Annotated in this window: 16 protein-coding genes; 11 read left to right on the top strand and 5 right to left on the bottom strand. The window is 75.1% G+C overall.

Going from position 1 to position 18,551, the window contains the following annotated elements:
• Positions 1 to 39: 39 nt before the first annotated feature.
• Positions 40 to 1,035, top strand: coding sequence for an SDR family NAD(P)-dependent oxidoreductase (locus tag EDD33_RS18560; protein WP_123393685.1), 996 nt, complete (start codon positions 40 to 42; stop codon positions 1,033 to 1,035).
• Here the strand turns inward: EDD33_RS18560 and EDD33_RS18555 are convergent.
• The gene (locus tag EDD33_RS18555; protein WP_123392541.1) at positions 1,032 to 2,012 is read right to left on the bottom strand and encodes a YihY/virulence factor BrkB family protein; all 981 of its coding nucleotides are present in this window, start codon (positions 2,010 to 2,012) and stop codon (positions 1,032 to 1,034) included. The two genes, EDD33_RS18560 and EDD33_RS18555, sit on opposite strands and share 4 nt — an antisense overlap.
• 64 nt (positions 2,013 to 2,076) lie before the next feature.
• Between EDD33_RS18555 and EDD33_RS20740 the strand changes: the two genes are divergently transcribed.
• Positions 2,077 to 3,708, top strand: coding sequence for a phospholipase D family protein (locus EDD33_RS20740; protein ID WP_123392538.1), 1,632 nt, complete (start codon positions 2,077 to 2,079; stop codon positions 3,706 to 3,708).
• 9 nt (positions 3,709 to 3,717) lie between these two features.
• Here the strand turns inward: EDD33_RS20740 and EDD33_RS18545 are convergent, their stop codons facing one another.
• Genes EDD33_RS18545 through EDD33_RS18535 form a run of 3 tightly spaced genes read right to left on the bottom strand, consistent with a single transcriptional unit; the run spans position 3,718 to position 7,914 of the window.
• Positions 3,718 to 6,087, bottom strand: a complete 2,370-nt coding sequence (locus EDD33_RS18545) for an ATP-binding cassette domain-containing protein (RefSeq protein WP_123392536.1) — start codon at positions 6,085 to 6,087, stop codon at positions 3,718 to 3,720.
• Between the two features lie 40 nt (positions 6,088 to 6,127).
• The gene (locus EDD33_RS18540) at positions 6,128 to 7,399 is read right to left on the bottom strand and encodes an MFS transporter (protein ID WP_123392534.1); all 1,272 of its coding nucleotides are present in this window, start codon (positions 7,397 to 7,399) and stop codon (positions 6,128 to 6,130) included.
• Positions 7,396 to 7,914, bottom strand: coding sequence for a hemerythrin domain-containing protein (locus EDD33_RS18535; RefSeq protein ID WP_123392532.1), 519 nt, complete (start codon positions 7,912 to 7,914; stop codon positions 7,396 to 7,398). Before EDD33_RS18535 ends, EDD33_RS18540 begins: the two co-directional genes overlap by 4 nt.
• A gap of 237 nt (positions 7,915 to 8,151) precedes the next feature.
• Here EDD33_RS18535 and EDD33_RS18530 point away from each other — a divergent pair, with 237 nt between their 5' ends.
• The 8 genes from EDD33_RS18530 to EDD33_RS18495 all read left to right on the top strand — a co-directional run bounded on the left by EDD33_RS18530 (position 8,152) and on the right by EDD33_RS18495 (position 16,850).
• Positions 8,152 to 8,562 (top strand): TOBE domain-containing protein, encoded by a 411-nt coding sequence (locus EDD33_RS18530; RefSeq protein WP_123392530.1) that lies wholly within the window; start codon positions 8,152 to 8,154, stop codon positions 8,560 to 8,562.
• The gene (gene modA / locus EDD33_RS18525) at positions 8,559 to 9,344 is read left to right on the top strand and encodes a molybdate ABC transporter substrate-binding protein (RefSeq protein WP_123392528.1); all 786 of its coding nucleotides are present in this window, start codon (positions 8,559 to 8,561) and stop codon (positions 9,342 to 9,344) included. The genes EDD33_RS18530 and modA overlap by 4 nt, the downstream gene beginning before the upstream one ends.
• An 8-nt stretch (positions 9,345 to 9,352) precedes the next feature.
• Positions 9,353 to 10,186: an ABC transporter permease gene (locus EDD33_RS18520; RefSeq protein WP_246003602.1), complete on the top strand. Its 834-nt coding sequence runs from the start codon at positions 9,353 to 9,355 to the stop codon at positions 10,184 to 10,186.
• Positions 10,183 to 11,304 (top strand): ABC transporter ATP-binding protein, encoded by a 1,122-nt coding sequence (locus EDD33_RS18515; protein ID WP_246003601.1) that lies wholly within the window; start codon positions 10,183 to 10,185, stop codon positions 11,302 to 11,304. Before EDD33_RS18520 ends, EDD33_RS18515 begins: the two co-directional genes overlap by 4 nt.
• A 109-nt stretch (positions 11,305 to 11,413) precedes the next feature.
• Complete coding sequence (locus EDD33_RS18510; protein ID WP_123392525.1) at positions 11,414 to 12,121, top strand: GAF and ANTAR domain-containing protein; 708 nt, start codon at positions 11,414 to 11,416, stop codon at positions 12,119 to 12,121.
• A gap of 324 nt (positions 12,122 to 12,445) precedes the next feature.
• Positions 12,446 to 14,416, top strand: coding sequence for a penicillin-binding transpeptidase domain-containing protein (locus EDD33_RS18505; protein ID WP_123393681.1), 1,971 nt, complete (start codon positions 12,446 to 12,448; stop codon positions 14,414 to 14,416).
• Positions 14,417 to 14,494: 78 nt separating this feature from the next.
• Positions 14,495 to 15,460, top strand: coding sequence for an oxygenase MpaB family protein (locus EDD33_RS18500; RefSeq protein WP_246003600.1), 966 nt, complete (start codon positions 14,495 to 14,497; stop codon positions 15,458 to 15,460).
• A gap of 130 nt (positions 15,461 to 15,590) precedes the next feature.
• Complete coding sequence (locus tag EDD33_RS18495) at positions 15,591 to 16,850, top strand: NAD(P)/FAD-dependent oxidoreductase (protein WP_123392523.1); 1,260 nt, start codon at positions 15,591 to 15,593, stop codon at positions 16,848 to 16,850.
• Between the two features lie 18 nt (positions 16,851 to 16,868).
• Here EDD33_RS18495 and EDD33_RS18490 read toward each other — a convergent pair whose 3' ends face one another.
• On the bottom strand, positions 16,869 to 17,570 hold the full coding sequence (locus tag EDD33_RS18490) for a pirin family protein (protein WP_123392521.1): 702 nt from the start codon (positions 17,568 to 17,570) through the stop codon (positions 16,869 to 16,871).
• A 41-nt stretch (positions 17,571 to 17,611) separates the two neighbouring features.
• Between EDD33_RS18490 and EDD33_RS18485 the strand changes: the two genes are divergently transcribed.
• A complete protein-coding gene (locus EDD33_RS18485; protein WP_123392520.1) occupies positions 17,612 to 18,532 on the top strand; it encodes a cation diffusion facilitator family transporter in 921 nt (306 codons plus the stop codon).
• Positions 18,533 to 18,551: the final 19 nt, after the last annotated feature.

The following is an 18,551-nucleotide window of genomic DNA, read 5'->3' as shown; positions in this document are numbered from 1 at the left end:
TGCCCGGTCGGCGGGGTGGACCTGGCTACGGTGACCGGCATGAGACCGCTGCCGCTCCCGGTCGCCCGGGGCATCGACACCGCCCTCGACAAGGCCGTCGTCCCCGGCTTCACCCGCCTGGGTCCCGCCGTGCGCCGGCGGCTGCCGACCTGGCCCGAGGACGCGCGCCCGGGCGCCCTGGCCGGTCGCACCGCGGCGGTCACCGGAGCCACCTCCGGCCTGGGCCTGGCCACCGCCGAGGGACTGGCGCGGCTCGGCGCCCACGTTCGGCTGGTCGTCCGCGACACCGACAAGGGCGAGCGGGTGCGCCAGCAGCTGCTGCGCGACGTGCCGGGCGCGGTCGCGACGGTCGACCGGTGCGACGTCGCCGACCTCGAGGACGTACGCCGGTTCGCGGCCGACCTCGACGCGGCCCTCGACGGCGGCCGCCTCGACGTGCTCGTGCACAACGCCGGGGCGCTGCCCGCCGAGCGCACCGAGTCGCCGCAGGGCCACGAGCTGACCATGGCCGTCCACGTGCTCGGACCGGTGCTGATGACCGAGCTGCTGCGCGACCGGCTCGCGGGCTCCGCCGACTCCCGGGACGCCCGGGTCGTGCTGGTGACCTCGGGCGGGATGTACGCCCAGCCGCTGCGCGCGGACGACCCGGAGTACACCCGCGGCTCCTACTCCGGCACCACCGCCTACGCCCGCTCCAAGCGCGCCCAGGTCGAGCTGCTCCCGGTCCTGGCCAGCCGCTGGGCGGGACAGCGGATCGGCGCCCACGCCACCCACCCGGGCTGGGCCGACACCCCCGGCGTCGTGGACTCGCTGCCCGGCTTCCACCGGGTCACCGGCCCGCTGCTGCGCGACGCGGCGCAGGGCGCCGACACCACCGTCTGGCTGGCCGCCACCGAGCCCACACCCCCGTCGGGGCGGCTCTGGCACGACCGTCGCGCGCGGTCGCCGCACCTGCTGCCGCGGCGCACGCGCACGCGTCCTGCCGACCGCGACCGGATGTGGTCGTGGGTGCGCGAGGCGACGGGTCTCGACTAGACCTGGTCGACGACCACGCCGTGCGGCCGGCCGGGGTCGTCGTACGCCGGGTCGGGGTGCCCGGCCCGCACCGCCTCGAGCTGGGCGCACACGGCGGTGCCGAAGAAAAGGCCCATCGCCGAGAGCAGCGACCACAGCAGCAGCGCGAAGACGCCGGCGAGGGGGCCGTAGATGTCGCCGAAGGACGGGCTCAGCTCGACGTAGAGCGCCAGCCCCGCCGTGGTGAGCAGGTTGAGCACGACCGCGATCCCCGAGCCGAGCGCCAGCCACGACAGCCCGGGCTGGCGACGGCGCGGGGCGTGGTCGAGCACGACCGCGATGGTGAGCACGAGCAGCGCGATGCCCACCGGCCAGCGGATCCAGTCGAAGGTGTCGGTGAGGGTGTCGCCCCAGCCGTACTCCCGCGCCATCGCGTCGGCGAAGGCGCTGCCCGCGACGAGCAGCAGGAAGCCCAGGCCGACCGGCCCGGCGAGCAGCAGCGTCATCACCGCGGCGCGGCCGTACTTCCACTGCGCCGGCCGGTCGCGCTTGATGCCGTAGATCCGGTTGGTGCCGCGCTCGACCTGGGCCATCGCGGTGGTCATCGAGAACAGCGCGAACACCAGGCCGAACCACAGCGCCACCTCGCCGGCCTGCTCGCTCGTGCTGCTGCCGCTGACGGCCGAGACCATGGCGTCGCCGCTGCCGCTGCCGGGCGAGATGGCGTCGATGACCGCGGCCAGCACCCGGGACGGCTTCTCCTCGTCGATGTCGGCGGCGAGCCCGGTCAGCGCCAGCAGGAACGGCACCACGGCGAGCGCCCCCTGCAGGGCGAGCGCCCGGGAGCTGGAGAACCCGTCGCCGAAGCGGAACCGCACGAAGGAGTCGACCGCCAGCCGGCGTACGCCGAGGCGCCGGACGGTGTGCCAGGCGTCCTCGGCGTCGAGCTCGTCGCCGTCCATCTCGGTGGTCACCGGGACGGTGCGGGCGGTGGTCACCGGCGCAGTCTAGGGGCGTGGCCTCCCGGCCGTCGGCCGATGAGCGGGGTGGCACAGTGGCGGCGTGCACCACACCGACTGGCTGCTGACCCAGGCCGAGCGCGGCAACCCCGACACCCGGCTGGACGACGTCCACCCGGGGCAGGTGGCGTGGTCGGAGGGCAACGAGGTGCGGCCGCTGGTGCACGGCGCGACGTACTTCGCCGAGCTCTACGAGCGCCTGGAGGAGACCCGCCGCGGCGACGTCGTCTTCCTGACCGACTGGCAGGGCGACGCCGACGAGCGGCTGACCGGCGAGCCCGGCAGCGAGGTCGTCGAGGTGCTCGGGCGTGCCGACGAGCGCGGCGTCGACGTGCGCGGCCTGATCTGGCGCTCGCACTGGGAGCGGCTCAACTTCAACGCCGCCGAGAACCGCCTGCTCGGCCGCCAGCTGCAGGCCCGCGGCGCCGAGGTGCTGCTCGACATGCGGGTGCGCTCGGGCGGCTCGCACCACCAGAAGCTCGTGGTGATCCGCTACCGCGACCGACCCGAGCGCGACGTGGCGTACGTCGGGGGCATCGACCTGTGCCACTCGCGCCGCGACGACATCCACCACCAGGGCGACCCGCAGGCGCTCGACCTGGCCGACGAGTACGGCGCGACCCCGCCCTGGCACGACGTGCAGGCGGCGATCACCGGCCCGGCGGTGCACGACGTCGAGACGGTCTTCCGCGAGCGCTGGGAGGACCCCACGCCGCTGACCCGCCACCCGGTCTACTGGCTCCAGGACAAGCTGTTCCGGCTCGACATGACGCCGGACGCGCTGCCCGAGCAGGCCCCGCCGCCGCCCCCGGTGCCGGGTGCGAACCACCACGTGCAGCTGCTGCGCACCTACCCCAACCTGCGCCACGGCCGCGACTACCCGTTCGCGCGCGGCGGCGAGCGCAGTGTCGCCCGCGGCTACTCCAAGGCGGTCTCGCGGGCGCGGCGGCTGGTCTACGTCGAGGACCAGTACCTCTGGGGCGAGCAGGTCGGCGACGTCTTCGTCGAGGCGCTGCGGCGCAACAAGGACCTCTTCGTGGTCGCGGTCGTGCCGATCCACACCGACCAGGACAGCTTCGTCGCGCGGGTGCCGCAGATGCTGGGCCGGTCGCGGGCGATGCGCGAGATGACCGACGCGGCGCCGGGGCGGGTCGCGATCTACGGCATCGAGAACCACCAGGGCACGCCTGTCTACGTCCACGCCAAGGTCTGCGTCATGGACGACACCTGGGCCACCGTCGGGTCCGACAACTTCAACCGGCGCTCGTGGACCCACGACTCCGAGCTCTCGGCCGTCGTCGTCGACCCCTCCGCGCCCGACCACAGCCCCTACGCCCGGCGGCTGCGGCTGACACTGGCCGCCGAGCACCTCGACCGTCCGGCGGTGGTCGACCCCCAGGACCCGAGCCGCCCCGACGAGCTGCTCGAGGTGATGGCCGACTGCGTCGAGCCGGCCGACTTCTTCGCGGCGTACGCCGAGTCGGCCGACCGTCTCGACGCCTGGCACGCCGCCGGCAAGCCGGGCGAGCGGCCCCCGGGCCGGCTGCGACGGCTGGTGCCGCCCGAGCTCGACCCGCTCCAGCGGGCGCTGTCGGTGCTGCCCTACACCCACCTCCACGACCCCGACGGCCGCCCGGGCCCGCTGCGCCGGCTGGGACGGCTCGGCGGCTTCTAGGGCGTCGGGTCAGCCGACGTAGGCCGCGAGGTGCCGGCCGGTCAGGGTCGAGCGGTCGGCGACCAGCTCCGCGGGCGTCCCCTCGAAGACCACCCGGCCGCCGTCGTGGCCCGCGCCGGGGCCGAGGTCGACGATCCAGTCGGCGTGGGCCATCACGGCCTGGTGGTGCTCGATGACGACCACCGAGCGACCGGAGTCCACGAGCCGGTCGAGCAGGCCCAGGAGGTTCTCGACGTCGGCGAGGTGCAGGCCCGTGGTGGGCTCGTCGAGCACGTAGACCTCGCCCTTCTCGGCCATCTGCGAGGCCAGCTTGATGCGCTGGCGCTCGCCGCCGGACAGCGTCGAGAGCGGCTGGCCCAGGGTGAGGTAGCCGAGCCCCACGTCGCGGAGCCGCTCGAGGACCCGGTGGGCCGCGGGGGTCCGGGCCTCGCCGTCGGCGAAGAAGGCCTCGGCCTGCGCCACCGACATCGCGAGCACCTCGGCGATGTTGGCCCCGCCGAGGGTGTGGCCCAGCACGCTGGCCTGGAAGCGGCGGCCCTCGCACTCCTCGCAGGCCGACTCGACGGTGTTCATGATGCCGAGCTCGGTGAAGATGACGCCCGCGCCGTTGCAGGCCGGGCACGCGCCCTCGGAGTTGGAGCTGAACAGCGCCGGCTTGACGCCGTTGGCCTTGGCGAAGGCCTTGCGGATCGGCTCCAGCAGGCCGGTGTAGGTGGCGGGGTTGCTGCGCCGGGACCCCCGGATCGCGCCCTGGTCGACCACGACGACGCCCTCGCGGTGGGCGAGGTTGCCGTGCACCAGGGAGCTCTTGCCCGAGCCGGCCACCCCGGTGACCACGCACAGCACGCCGAGCGGCACGTCGACGTCGACGTCGCGCAGGTTGTGGCGCCGGGCGCCGCGGACCTCGATCACGCCGGTGCGCGTCCGCAGCCGGTCCTTGAGCCGGGCCCGGTCGTCGAGGTGGCGCCCGGTCACGGTGTCGCTGGCCCGCAGGCCCTCGACGTCGCCCTCGAAGGTGATCTCGCCGCCGGCGGTGCCGGCGCCCGGGCCGAGGTCGACGACGTGGTCGGCGATCGCGATCGTCTCGGGCTTGTGCTCCACCACGAGCACGGTGTTGCCCTTGTCGCGCAGCTGCCGGAGCAGCTGGTTCATCCGCTCGATGTCGTGGGGGTGCAGGCCGATGGTGGGCTCGTCGAAGACGTAGGTCACGTCGGTCAGCGACGAGCCCAGGTGGCGGATCATCTTGGTGCGCTGGGACTCACCGCCCGACAGCGTGCCGGACGCCCGGTCGAGCGAGAGGTAGCCCAGCCCGATCTCCACGAAGGAGTCGAGGAGGTGCTGCAGGCCGGTGAGCAGGGGGCCCACCGAGGGCTCGTCGAGGTCGCGCAGCCAGGCGGCCAGGTCGCTGATCTGCATCGCGCACAGCTCGGCGATGTTGCGCCCCGCCACCCGTGAGGAGAGCGCCTCGCGGGAGAGCCGGGTGCCCTCGCAGACCGGGCAGGTGGTGAAGGTGACCGCGCGCTCGACGAAGCGGCGCACGTGCGGCTGCATCGACTCGACGTCCTTGGTCAGCGTCGTCTTCTGCAGCTTGGTGATGACGCCCTCGTAGGTGAGGTTGATGCCCTCGACCTTGATCTTGGTGGGCTCGGCGTGCAGGAGCTTGTCGAGCTCCTTGGCGCTGAACTCCCCGACGGGCTTGTCCATCGGCAGGCCGGCGCCGGCGAAGATGCGGCCGTACCACCCGTCCATGCTGTAGCCCGGGACGGTCAGAGCGCCCTCGGCGAGGCTCTTGGTGGCGTCGTAGAGCGCGGTGAGGTCGATGTCGTTGATCGCCCCCATGCCCTCGCAGCGCGGGCACATGCCGCCCTGGTAGACCGCCTCGCGGACCACCGTCGTCTTCTCGGTCTGGCCCTTCTCGGTCTTCATCACGCCGCTCGCGACCCGGGTCGGCACGTTGAACGCGAACGCCGTGGGCGGACCGATGTGGGGCTCGCCGAGCCGGCTGAACAGGATGCGCAGCATCGCGTTGGCGTCGGTGGCCGTGCCGACCGTGGAGCGCGGGTTGGCGCCCATCCGCTCCTGGTCGACGATGATCGCGGTGGTCAGGCCGTCGAGCAGGTCGACCTCGGGCCGGGCCAGCGAGGGCATGAACCCCTGCAGGAACGCGCTGTAGGTCTCGTTGATCAACCGCTGCGACTCCGCCGCGATGGTGGCGAAGACCAGCGAGCTCTTGCCCGAGCCGGACACCCCGGTGAACACCGTCAGCCGCCGCTTGGGGATCTCGACCGAGACGTCCTTGAGGTTGTTGACCCGCGCACCGCGCACGCGGATCAGCGCGTGGCCGTCGGCGGGGTGGGTCTCCGGGGTGCTGCTCGTCATCGCGTGAGGCTAGTGCAGGACACCGACGGCCGGGAGGGGGTCAGGTGGTGCGCACGGCGGTGGTCACGCGGTAGCGCACGAACGCCGGGAACGCGACGGCCGCCAGCACGGTGCCGACCACGACCAGCAGCCCGCCGCCGGCCGCCGTGGCGGCTGCGCCGATGCTGACCGCGACCGCGCCGTGGGCGACGTCGGCCACGCGGGGGCCGCCGACGACCACCACGGTGAAGACGCCCTGCAGCCGGCCCCGGACGGCGTCGGAGGCCGCGCTCTGCAGCATGCTCGTGCGGAACGCGGCCGAGGCCATGTCGGCCGCCCCGCCGACGACCAGCATCAGCACGGCGGCCACCAGCATCGGCGTACGCCACGTGTCGGCCAGGCCGACGGCCGCGCCGAAGCCGACCATGGCCAGGCCCCACACCACGACGCACGCCAGCACGGCGACGCCCTGCCGCTCGATCCGCGAGACCCAGCCCGAGAACACGCCACCGAGCACGGCGCCGATCGGGATGCCGGCGAAGAGCAGCGCGAAGACCAGCCCGCCGCCCTCGGGACCGCCGAAGTCGACGTGCGCGATCTCGGGGAACAGCGCCCGGGGCATGCCGAAGACCATCGCGACGATGTCGACCAGGAACGACATCAGCAGCACCGGCTGGCCCTTGAGGTAGACCAGGCCGTCCCAGACCGCCGACAGCCCCAGGCTGCCCGTGACCCCCTCGACCGGCAGCGGCGGCAGCAGGGCCACCGCGGCGAGCGTGGGGACGAGGGCCAGGGTGTCGAGCAGGTAGATCCAGGAGAACCCGAACACCGGGATCAGCGCCCCGGCGACCAGCGGTCCGCCGATCGCCCCGGCCTGCATCACCGTCATGTTGAGCGAGTTGGCCGCCGGCAGCAGCGGCAGCGGGAGCAGGCGCGGGAGCACGGCGCTGCGGGTGGGCTGGTTGACCGCGAAGAACGCCTGCTGCAGCGAGAACAGCCCCAGCAGCAGCCACACGTTGCCGGCCCCGCTCCAGGCCTGCAACCAGAACAGCGCGCTGGTGCCGATCAGCCCGAGCGTGGTCGCGATCAGCAGGGTGCGCCGTTCGAGCACGTCGGCCAGGGCGCCGCCCCAGAGCCCGAAGACGACGAGCGGGACGAGGCCGAAGACGCCCGTCAGCCCGACGTACGCCGAGGAGCCGGTCAGCTGGTAGATCTGCGCCGGCACCGCCACGACCGTCAGCTGGGCGCCGACGACGGTGACGATGTTGGCGATCCACAGCCGCCGGAAGTGCGGGTCGCGCAGTGGCCGGGTGTCGGCCAGGACCGACCTCACCCGGCGAGGAGCGACCGCACCTGCTCGAGGCTTCCGCAGCCGTCGTCGAGCAGCTCGTTGCGGCGGGTGGCCCAGGCCTCGCCCAGACGGGCGCGGTCGGCGTCGGCGACGTCGGAGCGGGCCGGGTTGAGGATGTCGCGCTCCTCCTCGTCGAGGTGGTGGAGCAGCGTCTCGCTCAGCTCGTGAAGGGCGTGGCTGGCGTCCTCGTCGTACAGGTCGGTCGCCTCGAGCAGCGGGAGCAGGGCCTCGTAGATCTCGCGGTGCTCCTCCTCGCCGTGCTCGGCCTCGTGCTCGTCGATCGCGTCCTTGCGCCTGAGCTCGGGGTAGACGTGGCTCTCCTCGGCCTCCCCGTGCGCGACCAGCAGCGCCGAGAGCTGCCCGCGCAGCGCCGCGCGGTCGTTCTGGTCGTTGCGCAGCTCCCGCAGCAACGTCTCGAACGCACGGTGGTCCTCGAGGATCAGGTCGACCACGTCGCCGGTCGTCGGGCGGGTGATCTCGGGCAGCTCGGTCGTCATGCCCCCGACTCTAGGCAGGGCGGACGTGGGTGTGGTGTCGGGCCGGCCCGGAGTGGCGCCCATGTAAATCGGGGTTGTGGACGCTCAACACGGGCTCTACCGGCCCCGAAGCGTCCACAGAACCGCGGTAGAGGGGGTGGTGCGGCGTACGTCGGGCGTACGTCGAGGACCGGGTCGGTGTCCGCGCATGCGGATCACAGGGTGACATGCCGCCGCAGGTGCGGCTAGGTTGCGGGCGTGGCGACGTATCGGATCAAGCAGGCGGCCGAGCTGCTCGGCGTCAGCGACGACACCGTGAGGCGGTGGGCCGAGTCGGGGCGGCTGCACCCGACGACCGACGGCTCGGGCCGGCAGGTGGTGGACGGGGTCGAGCTGGCCGAGGTGGCGCAGCAGCTGGCCGCGTCGGGGGAGCACCCCGAGCCCGGCCCGGTGGTGTCGGCGTCGGCGCGCAACCGGTTCGTCGGGCTGGTGACGCGGGTGCTGCGCGACACCGTGATGGCCCAGGTCGAGATCCAGGCCGGCCCGCACCGCGTCGTGTCCCTGATGAGCCGCGAGGCCGCCGACGAGCTGCGGCTCGAGCCCGGCGTCCTGGCCATCGCCGCCGTCAAGTCCACCAACGTCGTCGTCGAGCTCCCGGAGGCCCCGTGAGACAGCACCGGCACCTGCCGGTCCGGACCGCCCTCGCCACCATCCTGGCGGGCACCCTGCTCCTGTCCGGGTGCGGCAGCAGCGGCGACCAGCCGGGTGCGTCGGGTCAGACCGTCACGCTGCGGGTGCTCGCCGCGGCCTCGCTGACCGAGACGTTCACCGCGCTCGGCCAGCGGTTCGAGGCCGACAACCCGGGGACCACCGTGCAGCTGTCCTTCGGTCCGAGCTCGGGCCTGGCCGAGCAGGTCACCAGCGGTGCCCCGGCCGACGTGTTCGCCGCCGCGAGCCCCGGGACGATGCAGACCGTCGTCGACGCCGGCGAGGCGGAGGACCCGCAGGACTTCGCCACCAACGAGGCCGAGATCGCCGTGCCCGCCGACAACCCCGGCGACGTCGACTCCCTCGACGACCTCGCGAGGGAGTCGGTCAAGGTCGCGGTGTGCGACCCCGAGGTGCCGTGCGGCGTGCTGGCCGTCGACGTCCTCGACTCGGCCGGGCTCGACGTCACCCCGGTCACCGAGGAGGAGGACGTCAAGGCGGTCCTGACCAAGGTCACCCTGGGCGAGGTCGACGCCGGCCTGGTCTACGTCACCGACGTGCAGGCCGCGGGCGACGCCGTCGCGGGCGTCGCGGTACCCGAGGAGGACGCGGCCACCACGACCTACCCCATCGCCGCGCTGGAGCGGTCCGAGAACGCCGAGCAGGCCCGGGCCTTCGTCGACCTGGTGCGCTCGGAGGTGGGTCGCGAGGCGCTCGAGGACGCGGGCTTCGGTCTGCCGTGAGGTCTCCGGTGAGGACGGCCCCGTCGGGCGGGCCGCGGAGGGCCCTGGGGCGCCGGCGCGAGCGCGTCCCCTGGCCGCTGGGGGTCCCCGCCGCGCTGGCGGTGCTGCTGCTGCTGGTGCCGCTGGGTGGGCTGCTCGTCCGCGCGCCGTGGGAGGGCCTGCCCCGGATCCTGCTCACGCCCGAGGTCCGGGAGGCGCTGCGCCTGTCGCTGGTGTGCGCCAGCCTCGCCACGCTGGTCTCGGTGGTGCTGGGGGTGCCGTTGGCCTACGTGCTCGCGCGGTCGCAGGCCCCCGGCGTACGCCTGCTGCGGGCGCTGGTGACGCTCCCGCTCGTGCTGCCGCCCGTCGTGGGCGGCGTGGCGCTGCTGCTGGCCTTCGGCCGCAACGGGATCGTCGGGCGCTACCTCGACGCGTGGTTCGGGATCACGGTCCCGTTCAGCACGCCGGCGGTGGTGGTCGCCGAGACGTTCGTGGCGATGCCGTTCCTGGTGGTGGCGGTCGAGGGCGCGCTGCGCACGGCCGACCGGGGGTACGACGAGGCCGCCGCCACCCTCGGCGCCTCGCGGATGACGGTGTTCCTGCGGGTGACGCTGCCCATCATCCGCCCGGCCCTGGTCGCGGGCGCGGTGCTGTGCTGGGCGCGGGCGCTGGGGGAGTTCGGCGCCACCGCGACCTTCGCCGGCAACTTCGAGGGCACCACCCGCACCATGCCGCTGGCGGTCTACAACGCGATCCAGACCGACCCCGACGCCGCGATCGCGCTCTCGCTGGTGCTGCTGACGGTCTCGGTCACCGTGCTGGTCGTGCTGCGCGGTCGCTGGACCGGCCAGGGCGCGGCGTGAGCGCGGGCACGGGTGCGGGGAGGGGCCTCGTCCTCGACGGCACCGTCCACCGTGGCTCCTTCGAGCTCGCGCTGCGCATGGAGGCCGGTCCCGGCGAGGTGGTCGGGGTGCTGGGGCCCAACGGCGCCGGCAAGTCGACGCTGCTGCGGGCCGTCGCCGGCCTGGAGCTGCTCTCGTCCGGGACGCTGGCGGTGGCGGGCCGGGTGTGGCAGGACGGCACGACGGCGCTGCGGCCCGAGGAGCGGGCGGCCGGGGTGGTCTTCCAGGACTACCGGCTCTTCCCCCACCTCGACGTGCTCGACAACGTCGCCTTCGCGGCGCGTGCGGCCGGCGTACGACGCTCCGAGGCCCGCGACGGCGCCGCCGGCTGGCTCTCCCGGCTCGGGCTCCACGACCTGGCCCGACGGCGACCGGCGCAGCTCTCGGGCGGCCAGGCGCAGCGGGTGGCGCTGGCCCGGGCGCTGGCGCGCGAGCCTGACGTGCTGCTGCTCGACGAGCCGATGGCCGCGCTCGACGCGGGGGCGCGGCTGGAGGTGCGCGGCTTCCTGCGCACCCACCTCGCGGACTTCGGCGGCCCGGTCGTGCTGGTGACCCACGACCCGCTCGAGGCGATGGTGCTCGCCGACCGGCTGGTGGTGGTCGAGGGCGGTCGGCTGGTGCAGCAGGGGACGCCGGCGGAGGTCGCACGCCGGCCCGCCTCGACCTACGTCGCCCGGCTGATGGGGCTCAACCTGTGGTCCGGCCGGCTCGGCCACGACGGCCGGGTCGAGCTCGACCGGGGCGGCTCGCTGGCGCTGGCCACGGACGCGACGCCCGGACGCGTGCTGGTGGCGCTGCGGCCGAGCGCGATCAGCGTCCACACCGGCCGCCCCGGCGGCCCGGACGGCCCGGGCGCCAGTCCGCGCAACCAGTGGTCGGGCCGGCTCGCGTCGCTGGAGCGGCTCGCGGACCGGGTGCGGCTCCAGGTCGAGGGCCGGCCCGGTGCGCTGGTCGACGTGACCGCCGCGGCCGTGGCCGAGCTGGGGCTGGTGGAGGGGCGCGAGGTGTGGCTCACGGCCAAGGCGACCGAGGTCGAGGCCTACCCCGAGTCCCGGCCCGCCCCGCTCGCGCCGGGGTGACGGCGGACCGTCCCGTTCCGCGGGGCGTGTCATGATGCACCTCGCTCGGGCTCGCGACCAGGGACCGACGCGCCGCCCCCGCACGACCACGGACCGACCTGGACTATCGATGCCCTCCCTGATGCCGCCGGAGCTGTCCGACACCGTCCGCACGCTGGCCGACCTCGTCTACGCCGGGGAGTCCTTCGAGGCGGTCGCCGACACCCTGTGCCGGGCCGCGGTCGAGCTGGTCGACGGGTGCGACCACGCCTCGCTGATGCTGCGCCGCCGGGGTCGTGCGGTCACGGTGGCCGCCTCGGACGGGGTCGCCGCGACCTGCGACGACCTCGAGCGCGAGGTCGGGGAGGGGCCGTGCCTCGACGCCCTCGACGAGGACGCCCCCCACCAGCACTTCTGCGCCGACCTGCCCGAGGGGTGCGGCTGGCCGCGGCTCGCGCAGCGGGTGCTGGCCGAGACCCCGGTGCGCGGGATGGCCGGCTTCCGGCTGCGCGACGACGGCGCCAAGGTCGGCGCGCTCAACGTCTTCAGCGACACCCCGGACCAGCTCACCGAGCACTCGCTGCACCAGGCGACGCTGCTCACCGCCTTCGCCTCGGTGGTGCTGGTGGCGATGGACCGCGGCCAAGAGGCCTCGACGCTGCGCCAGGGCCTGGAGAGCAACCGCGAGATCGGCAAGGCCGTGGGCCTGCTGATGGCGATGCACGACCTCGACCAGGAGGCCGCCTTCGCGATGCTGGCGCGGGTGAGCCAGGAGATGAACCTCAAGCTCGTCGAGGTCGCCGCCCGGGTCGTGCGGACCCACCGTCCGGGCGGCTGAGCGGCGTACGCCGGCCGGCCCCGTGGCGACGCGGCGCCCACGGGGTGACCGGAGTCTGAGACGGGTGTGAGGAGCCGGGGGTCGGGGGGTACCTGCACCCCCGAGGTCGAGGACACGGCCCACGCACCGGACGTCCGCGTCGGTCGCACCCGGGGTTCCCGGGGGTGGCCGACCCGCCCCGCTGGGTGAGCACCGCTCCCCGGCCCCCCGTCCTGTGTCGCGCCGGTGGGCTCGCCCGCCGCGGTCGGCCGGCGCGGCACAGACCAGGTCCCGACCCCCGTGTCGGGCTCGTCCGGGTTCGGACGGCTGTGGTGCGATCGACGGGTGAGTCCGCGACCCCGTCCTGCCCCTGGCCGCACCCCCACCCGGCGGGCGGCCGTCGCGGCCGGGCTCGCCGCGCTCGTGCTGCTGCCCAGCGCCTGCAGCCTGCCGTGGTCCGGGCCGGACGCCGACGCCGCGGCCGCGAGGCTGGCCCGCGGGCTGGCGCAGGGAGAGCTCGAGGGCGTGCCCGTCGTGGGCGACCGGGCGCAGGTGCAGCGGCAGCTCGACCGGGTCCTGGCCGGCGCCGCCGTGCTCGGCGAGCCGGCCGTCGCGGGCGGCGGGGTCGAGACCGGGGACGGCACCGCCACCGTGCCGCTGACCTGGCGTTGGCGGGCGGGGGGCGAGGGTGCCGGGGACGACTGGCGCTACCGCAGCACCGCCACCCTGGAGGAGGTCTCGCGCGGCGGCGAGGACGTCTGGGCGCTGCGCTGGGAGCCGGCGGTCGTGGAGCCATCGCTGCGGGGCGAGGAGACGCTGGCCGCGAGCGCGCTCGCCCCCGAGCGCGGCCGCGTCCTGGGCCGGGCGGGGAGCGTGCTGGTCGAGCCGCGCCCGGTGGTGCGGGTGGGCGTGGACAAGCAGGGCGTACGCCGCGCCGAGGCCGTCGCCTCCGCCCGCCGGGTGGCCGAGGTCGTCGACGTCGACGCCGAGGCGTTCGCGGAGCAGGTCGCCGCGGCCGGTGAGCGGGCCTTCGTCGAGGCGATCGTGCTGCGGACCGACGACCTCGGACCCGACGTCCGGGCCCGGGTCGAGGCGCTCCCGGGCGGACGCCTGGTCGAGGACGAGCTGCCGCTGGCCCCCACCCGGGAGTACGCCGCGCCGCTGCTCGGCAGCGTCGGCCCGGCCACCGCCGAGATCGTGGAGGAGTCGCGGGGCAGGGTCCTCGCCGGCGACGAGGTCGGCACCTCCGGCCTCCAGCGCCGCTACGACGCCCGCCTGCTCGGCCGCCGCGGGGTGGTCGTCCGCACGGCCGGTGGGCAGGGCGAGCCCCGGGAGCTGTTCGCCGCCGACCCGGTCGCCGGGAAGGACCTGGCCACGACGCTGGACCCGCGGCTGCAGCAGCTGGCCCAGGACACGCTGGCCGACGTCGGGCCGGCGGCCGCGCTGGTGGCGCTGCAGCCCTCGACGGGCGACCTGCTCGTCGCCGCGAACGGTCCGGGGTCCGAGGGCTACGCCACCGCCACGGTCGGGCAGTACGCCCCCGGGTCGACGTACAAGATCGTCAGCGCGCTGGCCCTGCTGCGTGCCGGCGTCGCGCCGGGCGACCCGGTCGCCTGCCCGGCCACGGTCGACGTCGACGGGCGCGACTTCGAGAACTACGACGACTACCCGGCGTCCGGGCTCGGCCGGATCACCCTCGAGGACGCGGTCGCGAGCTCCTGCAACACCGCCTTCATCTCGGCCCGCGAGCGCGTCTCCGGCGAGGACGTCTCCGGCGAGGACGTCTCCCGCGCGGCCGAGGCGGTGGGGCTGGGGGTCGACCGCGACCTCGGCTTCCCGGCCTACCTCGGCCAAGCGGGACCCGACGACCCGGCCGGGCAGGGCGAGACCGGCGCCGCCGCCGACCTGATCGGCCAGGGATCGGTGCTGGCCTCCCCGCTGGCGATGGCGGCCGTCGTCGGCTCGGTGCAGGCCGGCCGGACCGTGGTGCCCCGGCTGCTGCCGGCGCTCGAGGCCCCCGAGGCCGACCCGGCCGACCCGCTGGAGCCGGCGGAGGCCCAGGCGCTGCGGCGGATGCTCCGCGCCGTGGTCGAGCGGGGCAGCGGGTCGCAGCTGGCGGACCTGCCCGGCGACCCGGTGCTGGCCAAGACCGGCACGGCCGAGTTCGGCGAGGAGGAGCCGCCCCGGACCCACGCCTGGATGGTGGCGGCGCAGGGCGACCTGGCGGTGGCGGTCTTCGTCGAGCGCGGCGACTCCGGCTCGGGCACGGCGGGCCCGCTGCTGCGGTCCTTCCTCGCGGGAGCAGCCCGGCGGTAGCGCCGGGGGTGGCACCGGCGGCCCGACCGTGACAGTGTCACTGTCACAGTCCCTCGGCCGACCCCCCAGGAGGCGTGCGTGCGACGACCCCACCGACGCGACCGGCTGCCCCGGATGCACTGGGCGCAGCGCAGCCTCGAGCTCGACCCCGTGGCCGACCACCGCGAGATCAGCCTCGGCGTGAGCGCCCACGACTACCCGTGGGACACCGTCCAGGCACTGTCCTTCGCGCTGTTCCGCACCTATGCCGTGCCCTCGATCGGCAGCCTGCTCGACCGGACCGGCGAGTTCACCGGCCGCGTCCAGAAGCGGTACGACGACACCGGGCTCCTCCTCGAGGAGGTGCAGCGTCACGGGCTGACCAGCAGCCGCGGCCGGAGCGCCGTACGCCGGGTCAACCAGATGCACGCGATGTACGACATCAGCAACGAGGACATGCGCTACGTGCTGGCCACCTTCGTGGTGGTGCCGGTGCGTTGGATCACCGCCTACGGCTTCCGCCCCCTCACCGACCACGAGGTCCGGGCGATGACGGAGTACTACCGGCAGCTGGGCCGGCTGATGGCGATCCGCGACCTGCCCGAGGACTACGCCGGCTTCGAGCGGCTGCTCGAGGACCACGAGGCCGCACACTTCGGCCCCGACGAGGGCGGGCGGCGGGTCGCCGACGCGACGCTGGAGCTGATGACGACGTTCTGGCCGAACCGCCTCCTGCCCGCACGTGTGGTCGAGCGGCTCTCCTTCGCGCTGATGGACGAGCCGCTGCTGCGTGCGTTCGGCTACCCGCTGCCCACCCGGGCCGAGCGACGCCTGGTCCACGCCGCGATGCGGCTGCGGGCGCGCTGGCTGCGGCACCGCCCGGCCCGCTCCGAGCCGCGGTGGGCCAGCGACCTCGGCCACTTCCGCACCTACCCGGCCGGCTACGACGTCGCGGGGCTGGGCACGTTCGCGGCCGGCTGCCCGGCCCACGGGGCCGCGACCGCCGCTGCTGCGCCGCCCCCGTCGGAGCCCGCCGCGGGCCCGACCCCGCCGCCCGTGGCGTGAGGGCCACGCCTGGCGGGTGGCCGCCGATTCCCGCCGTCTGAAACAACCCGGCGACGGTGGTCCAGACCATCGGCGGCGCCGCGTCCCGCGCGTGTGTCGGGCGGGCGGGGGCAGGGTGATACTCCCTGCGATGGACGCCACCGACGTGGCCGTGATCGGCGCGGGGATCGCCGGACTCACCTGCGCACGGGCGTTGGAGAAGTCCGGTCTCGACGTGCGCCTGCTCGAGCGCTCGGCCCGGGTCGGCGGCCGGGTCGGCACCGACGTGGTGGACGGCTTCCGGGTCGACCGGGGGTTCTCCTGGCTCGACGCCCAGCACCCCGTGGTGCGGCAGGTGGCCGACGTCGCGGCCCTCAACCCGCGGCCGATCGACCGCGGCATCGTGCTCGCCCACCCCGACGGCTACCGCATCCTCCAGGGGTCGCAGCCCGCGCTGATCTCGGCGCTGCGGTCGGGGCTCGGGCAGCCGCAGGACGTGGCCCGGCTGGTGCGCTGGAGCGACCCGATGCGTCGTACGCCGGACCGGATCCGCTCCGGGGGCGACGTCACCCTCGCCGAGTCGCTGGACCAGCACGGCATCGGCGGGCGGGTGCGCGAGGAGGTGCTGCGGCCGCTCTTCCGGCTCCTGTTCGGCGACGAGGACCTGCGGACCTCCTACCAGTACGCCATGCTCGTCCTCCAGCAGCTGCGTCAGGGCATGCCCGCCCTGCCCGCGCTGGGGATGCAGTCGCTGCCCAACCAGCTCGCGCACTCCCTCGACCGCCCGGTGCGCCTCGGGGTCGACGTGCTCGGCCTCAAGCGCGACCACGGCGCCGGCGTCACCGTGCTGGCCGACGACGGGGCGCTCACCTGCCGCGCGGTCGTGGTCGCGACCGACCCCGCGACCGCCTCGGGGCTGCTGGGCATCGGCAGCCCGGCGATGCGCGGCCTCGCCACCTGGTGGTTCGCCGCGCCGCACCCGCCGAGCACGCTCAAGACGGTCTTCGTCAACCCGCTCGGCCCGGCCGGCGGCCCGGTCGCCCATGCCCTGATCAGCTCCAACGTGGCACCCCGCTACGCCTCGGGGGGCCAGGCGCTGGTGGCGGCGGTGACGGTGGCGCCGCCGGGCCGGGACGCCGGCACCGAGTCCGAGACCGACGTACGCCGCCACCTCGGCCAGCTGCTGCACGCCGACGCCGACTCCTGGCGACTGGTCGCCCGGCACGTCGCGTCGGCCGCATGGCCGACGGCGCGACCCCCGCTGCTCACCGGTCGCGAGGTCGACCTCGGCGACGGGCTGTTCGTCGCGGGCGACCACCGCGAGCTGCCCGGCATCGCCGGCGCGATGTCCTCGGGGCTGCGCGCCTCCCAGGCCGTGGTGGCCGAGCTCGGCGCGGTCGAGCGGGGCTGACCGACCCGCGCGGCCGGGTCAGGGACGCTCGAAGGACCAGACCACCAGCTGTGCCCGGCCCACCCCGGTGACGGTGCGGCCGGCCTCGTCGACCAGCCGGGCGACGTCGCCGTCGACCAGCCGGCGCTCGCCGACCATGACGCCCTCGCCCGGCGCCGCGACCACGAGGGCGTGCAGCCGCGGCCGGTCCGGCAGCTCCAGCCGGGCGCCGTCGGTCAGCTCGGCCACGTGCAGCGAGGTGCCCCGGGCGGCGATCGGCACCACGCCCCGGCCGTCGCCGTCGGCCACGCAGGTCCAGCCCGCGCCCGGTCCGCCCAGGTCGACGGGCTGCCGGACGTAGGACGGCATCAGCCCGCTCTCGTCGGGTCGCACCCACGCCTGCACGAAGCGGGTCGGCCCGGAGTCGCCGCCGGTCTCGGCGTGCACGACGCCGGAGCCGGCCGAGAGCCGTTGCACCCACCCCGGCCCGAGGTCGCCGGTGCCGACGTCGGAGGCGTGGTGGAGCGACCCGGTGAGCACCCAGCTGACGATCTCGAGGTCGGCGTGGGGGTGGTCGGCGTACCCCGTGCCCGGTGGCAGCCGCTCGTCGTTGTGCGCGACGAGGCCGGAGAAGCCGACGTTGCGCGGGTCGTAGTGCGCGCCGAAGGAGAAGGAGTGCAGCGTCGTGCGCCCCTCGGCCTCGGTGCGCGGCCGCGCCTGACCCTCCCGGACCTCGATCACCCGGCCATCGTGGCAGGAGGGCGACCTCTACGCTCGTGGGCATGGGTGCGGGGCACGACCACGGGCACGCGGCCGGCCGTGCCACCGATCGCTCGCGGCTGTGGCTGGTGCTCCTGGTCACCGGTGGCGTCGCGGTCGTCGAGCTGGTCGGGGCGCTGCTGTCGGGCTCGCTGGCGCTGCTGGCCGACGCCGGGCACATGTTCACCGACACCGCGGCGATCGTGCTGGCCCTCTCCGCGTCGTACGTCGCGACGCTGCCCGCCAGCCCGCGCCGCACCTTCGGCTACCACCGCGCCGAGATCCTGGCCGCGCTGATCAACGCGGTGGTGCTGCTGGGGGTGTGCGGCTACCTCGCCGTGGCCGGCGTACGACGCCTGCTCGACCCCGCGCCCGTCGACGCCGGCCTGATGCTCGTCTTCGCCGGGGTCGGCCTCGCCGCCAACCTGGTCTCGCTGGGGCTGCTGGCCGCCCGGCAGGGCGAGTCGCTGAACATGCGCGGCGCGTTCCTGGAGGTGCTCGGCGACGCCGTCGGGTCGGTGGCGGCGATCGTCGCCGGGGTGGTGGTGCTGACCACCGGCTTCGAGCGCGCCGACTCGCTGGCCTCGCTGTTGATCGCGGTCCTGATCCTGCCCCGGGCCTGGTCGCTGCTCCGCGACTGCGTCCGGGTGCTGCTCGAGTCGGCACCCCCCGGCGTCGAGGTCGAGGACGTCCGCCACCACCTGCTGCACGCGGGCGGCGTCGTCGACGTCCACGACCTCCACGCCTGGCTGATCACCAGCGGCATGCCGGCCCTCTCGGCCCACGTCACCGTGACCGACGAGGCCCTGGCCGAGCGCGGCGTCGGGGCGGTCCTCGACGACCTCGCGGCCTGCGTCCACGAGCACTTCGGCATCGAGCACGCGACCTTCCAGGTCGAGCCCCAGAGCCACCGGGCCCACGAGCCGGGCGAGGCGCACGCCTGACCCGGTGTCGCGTCCTGCA

The organism is Nocardioides aurantiacus (assembly GCF_003752505.1).
Lineage (GTDB): Bacteria > Actinomycetota > Actinomycetes > Propionibacteriales > Nocardioidaceae > Marmoricola > Marmoricola aurantiacus.
Note: the sequence above shows the minus strand (reverse complement) of the source record. Positions and strands in the feature narration are given on the sequence as shown.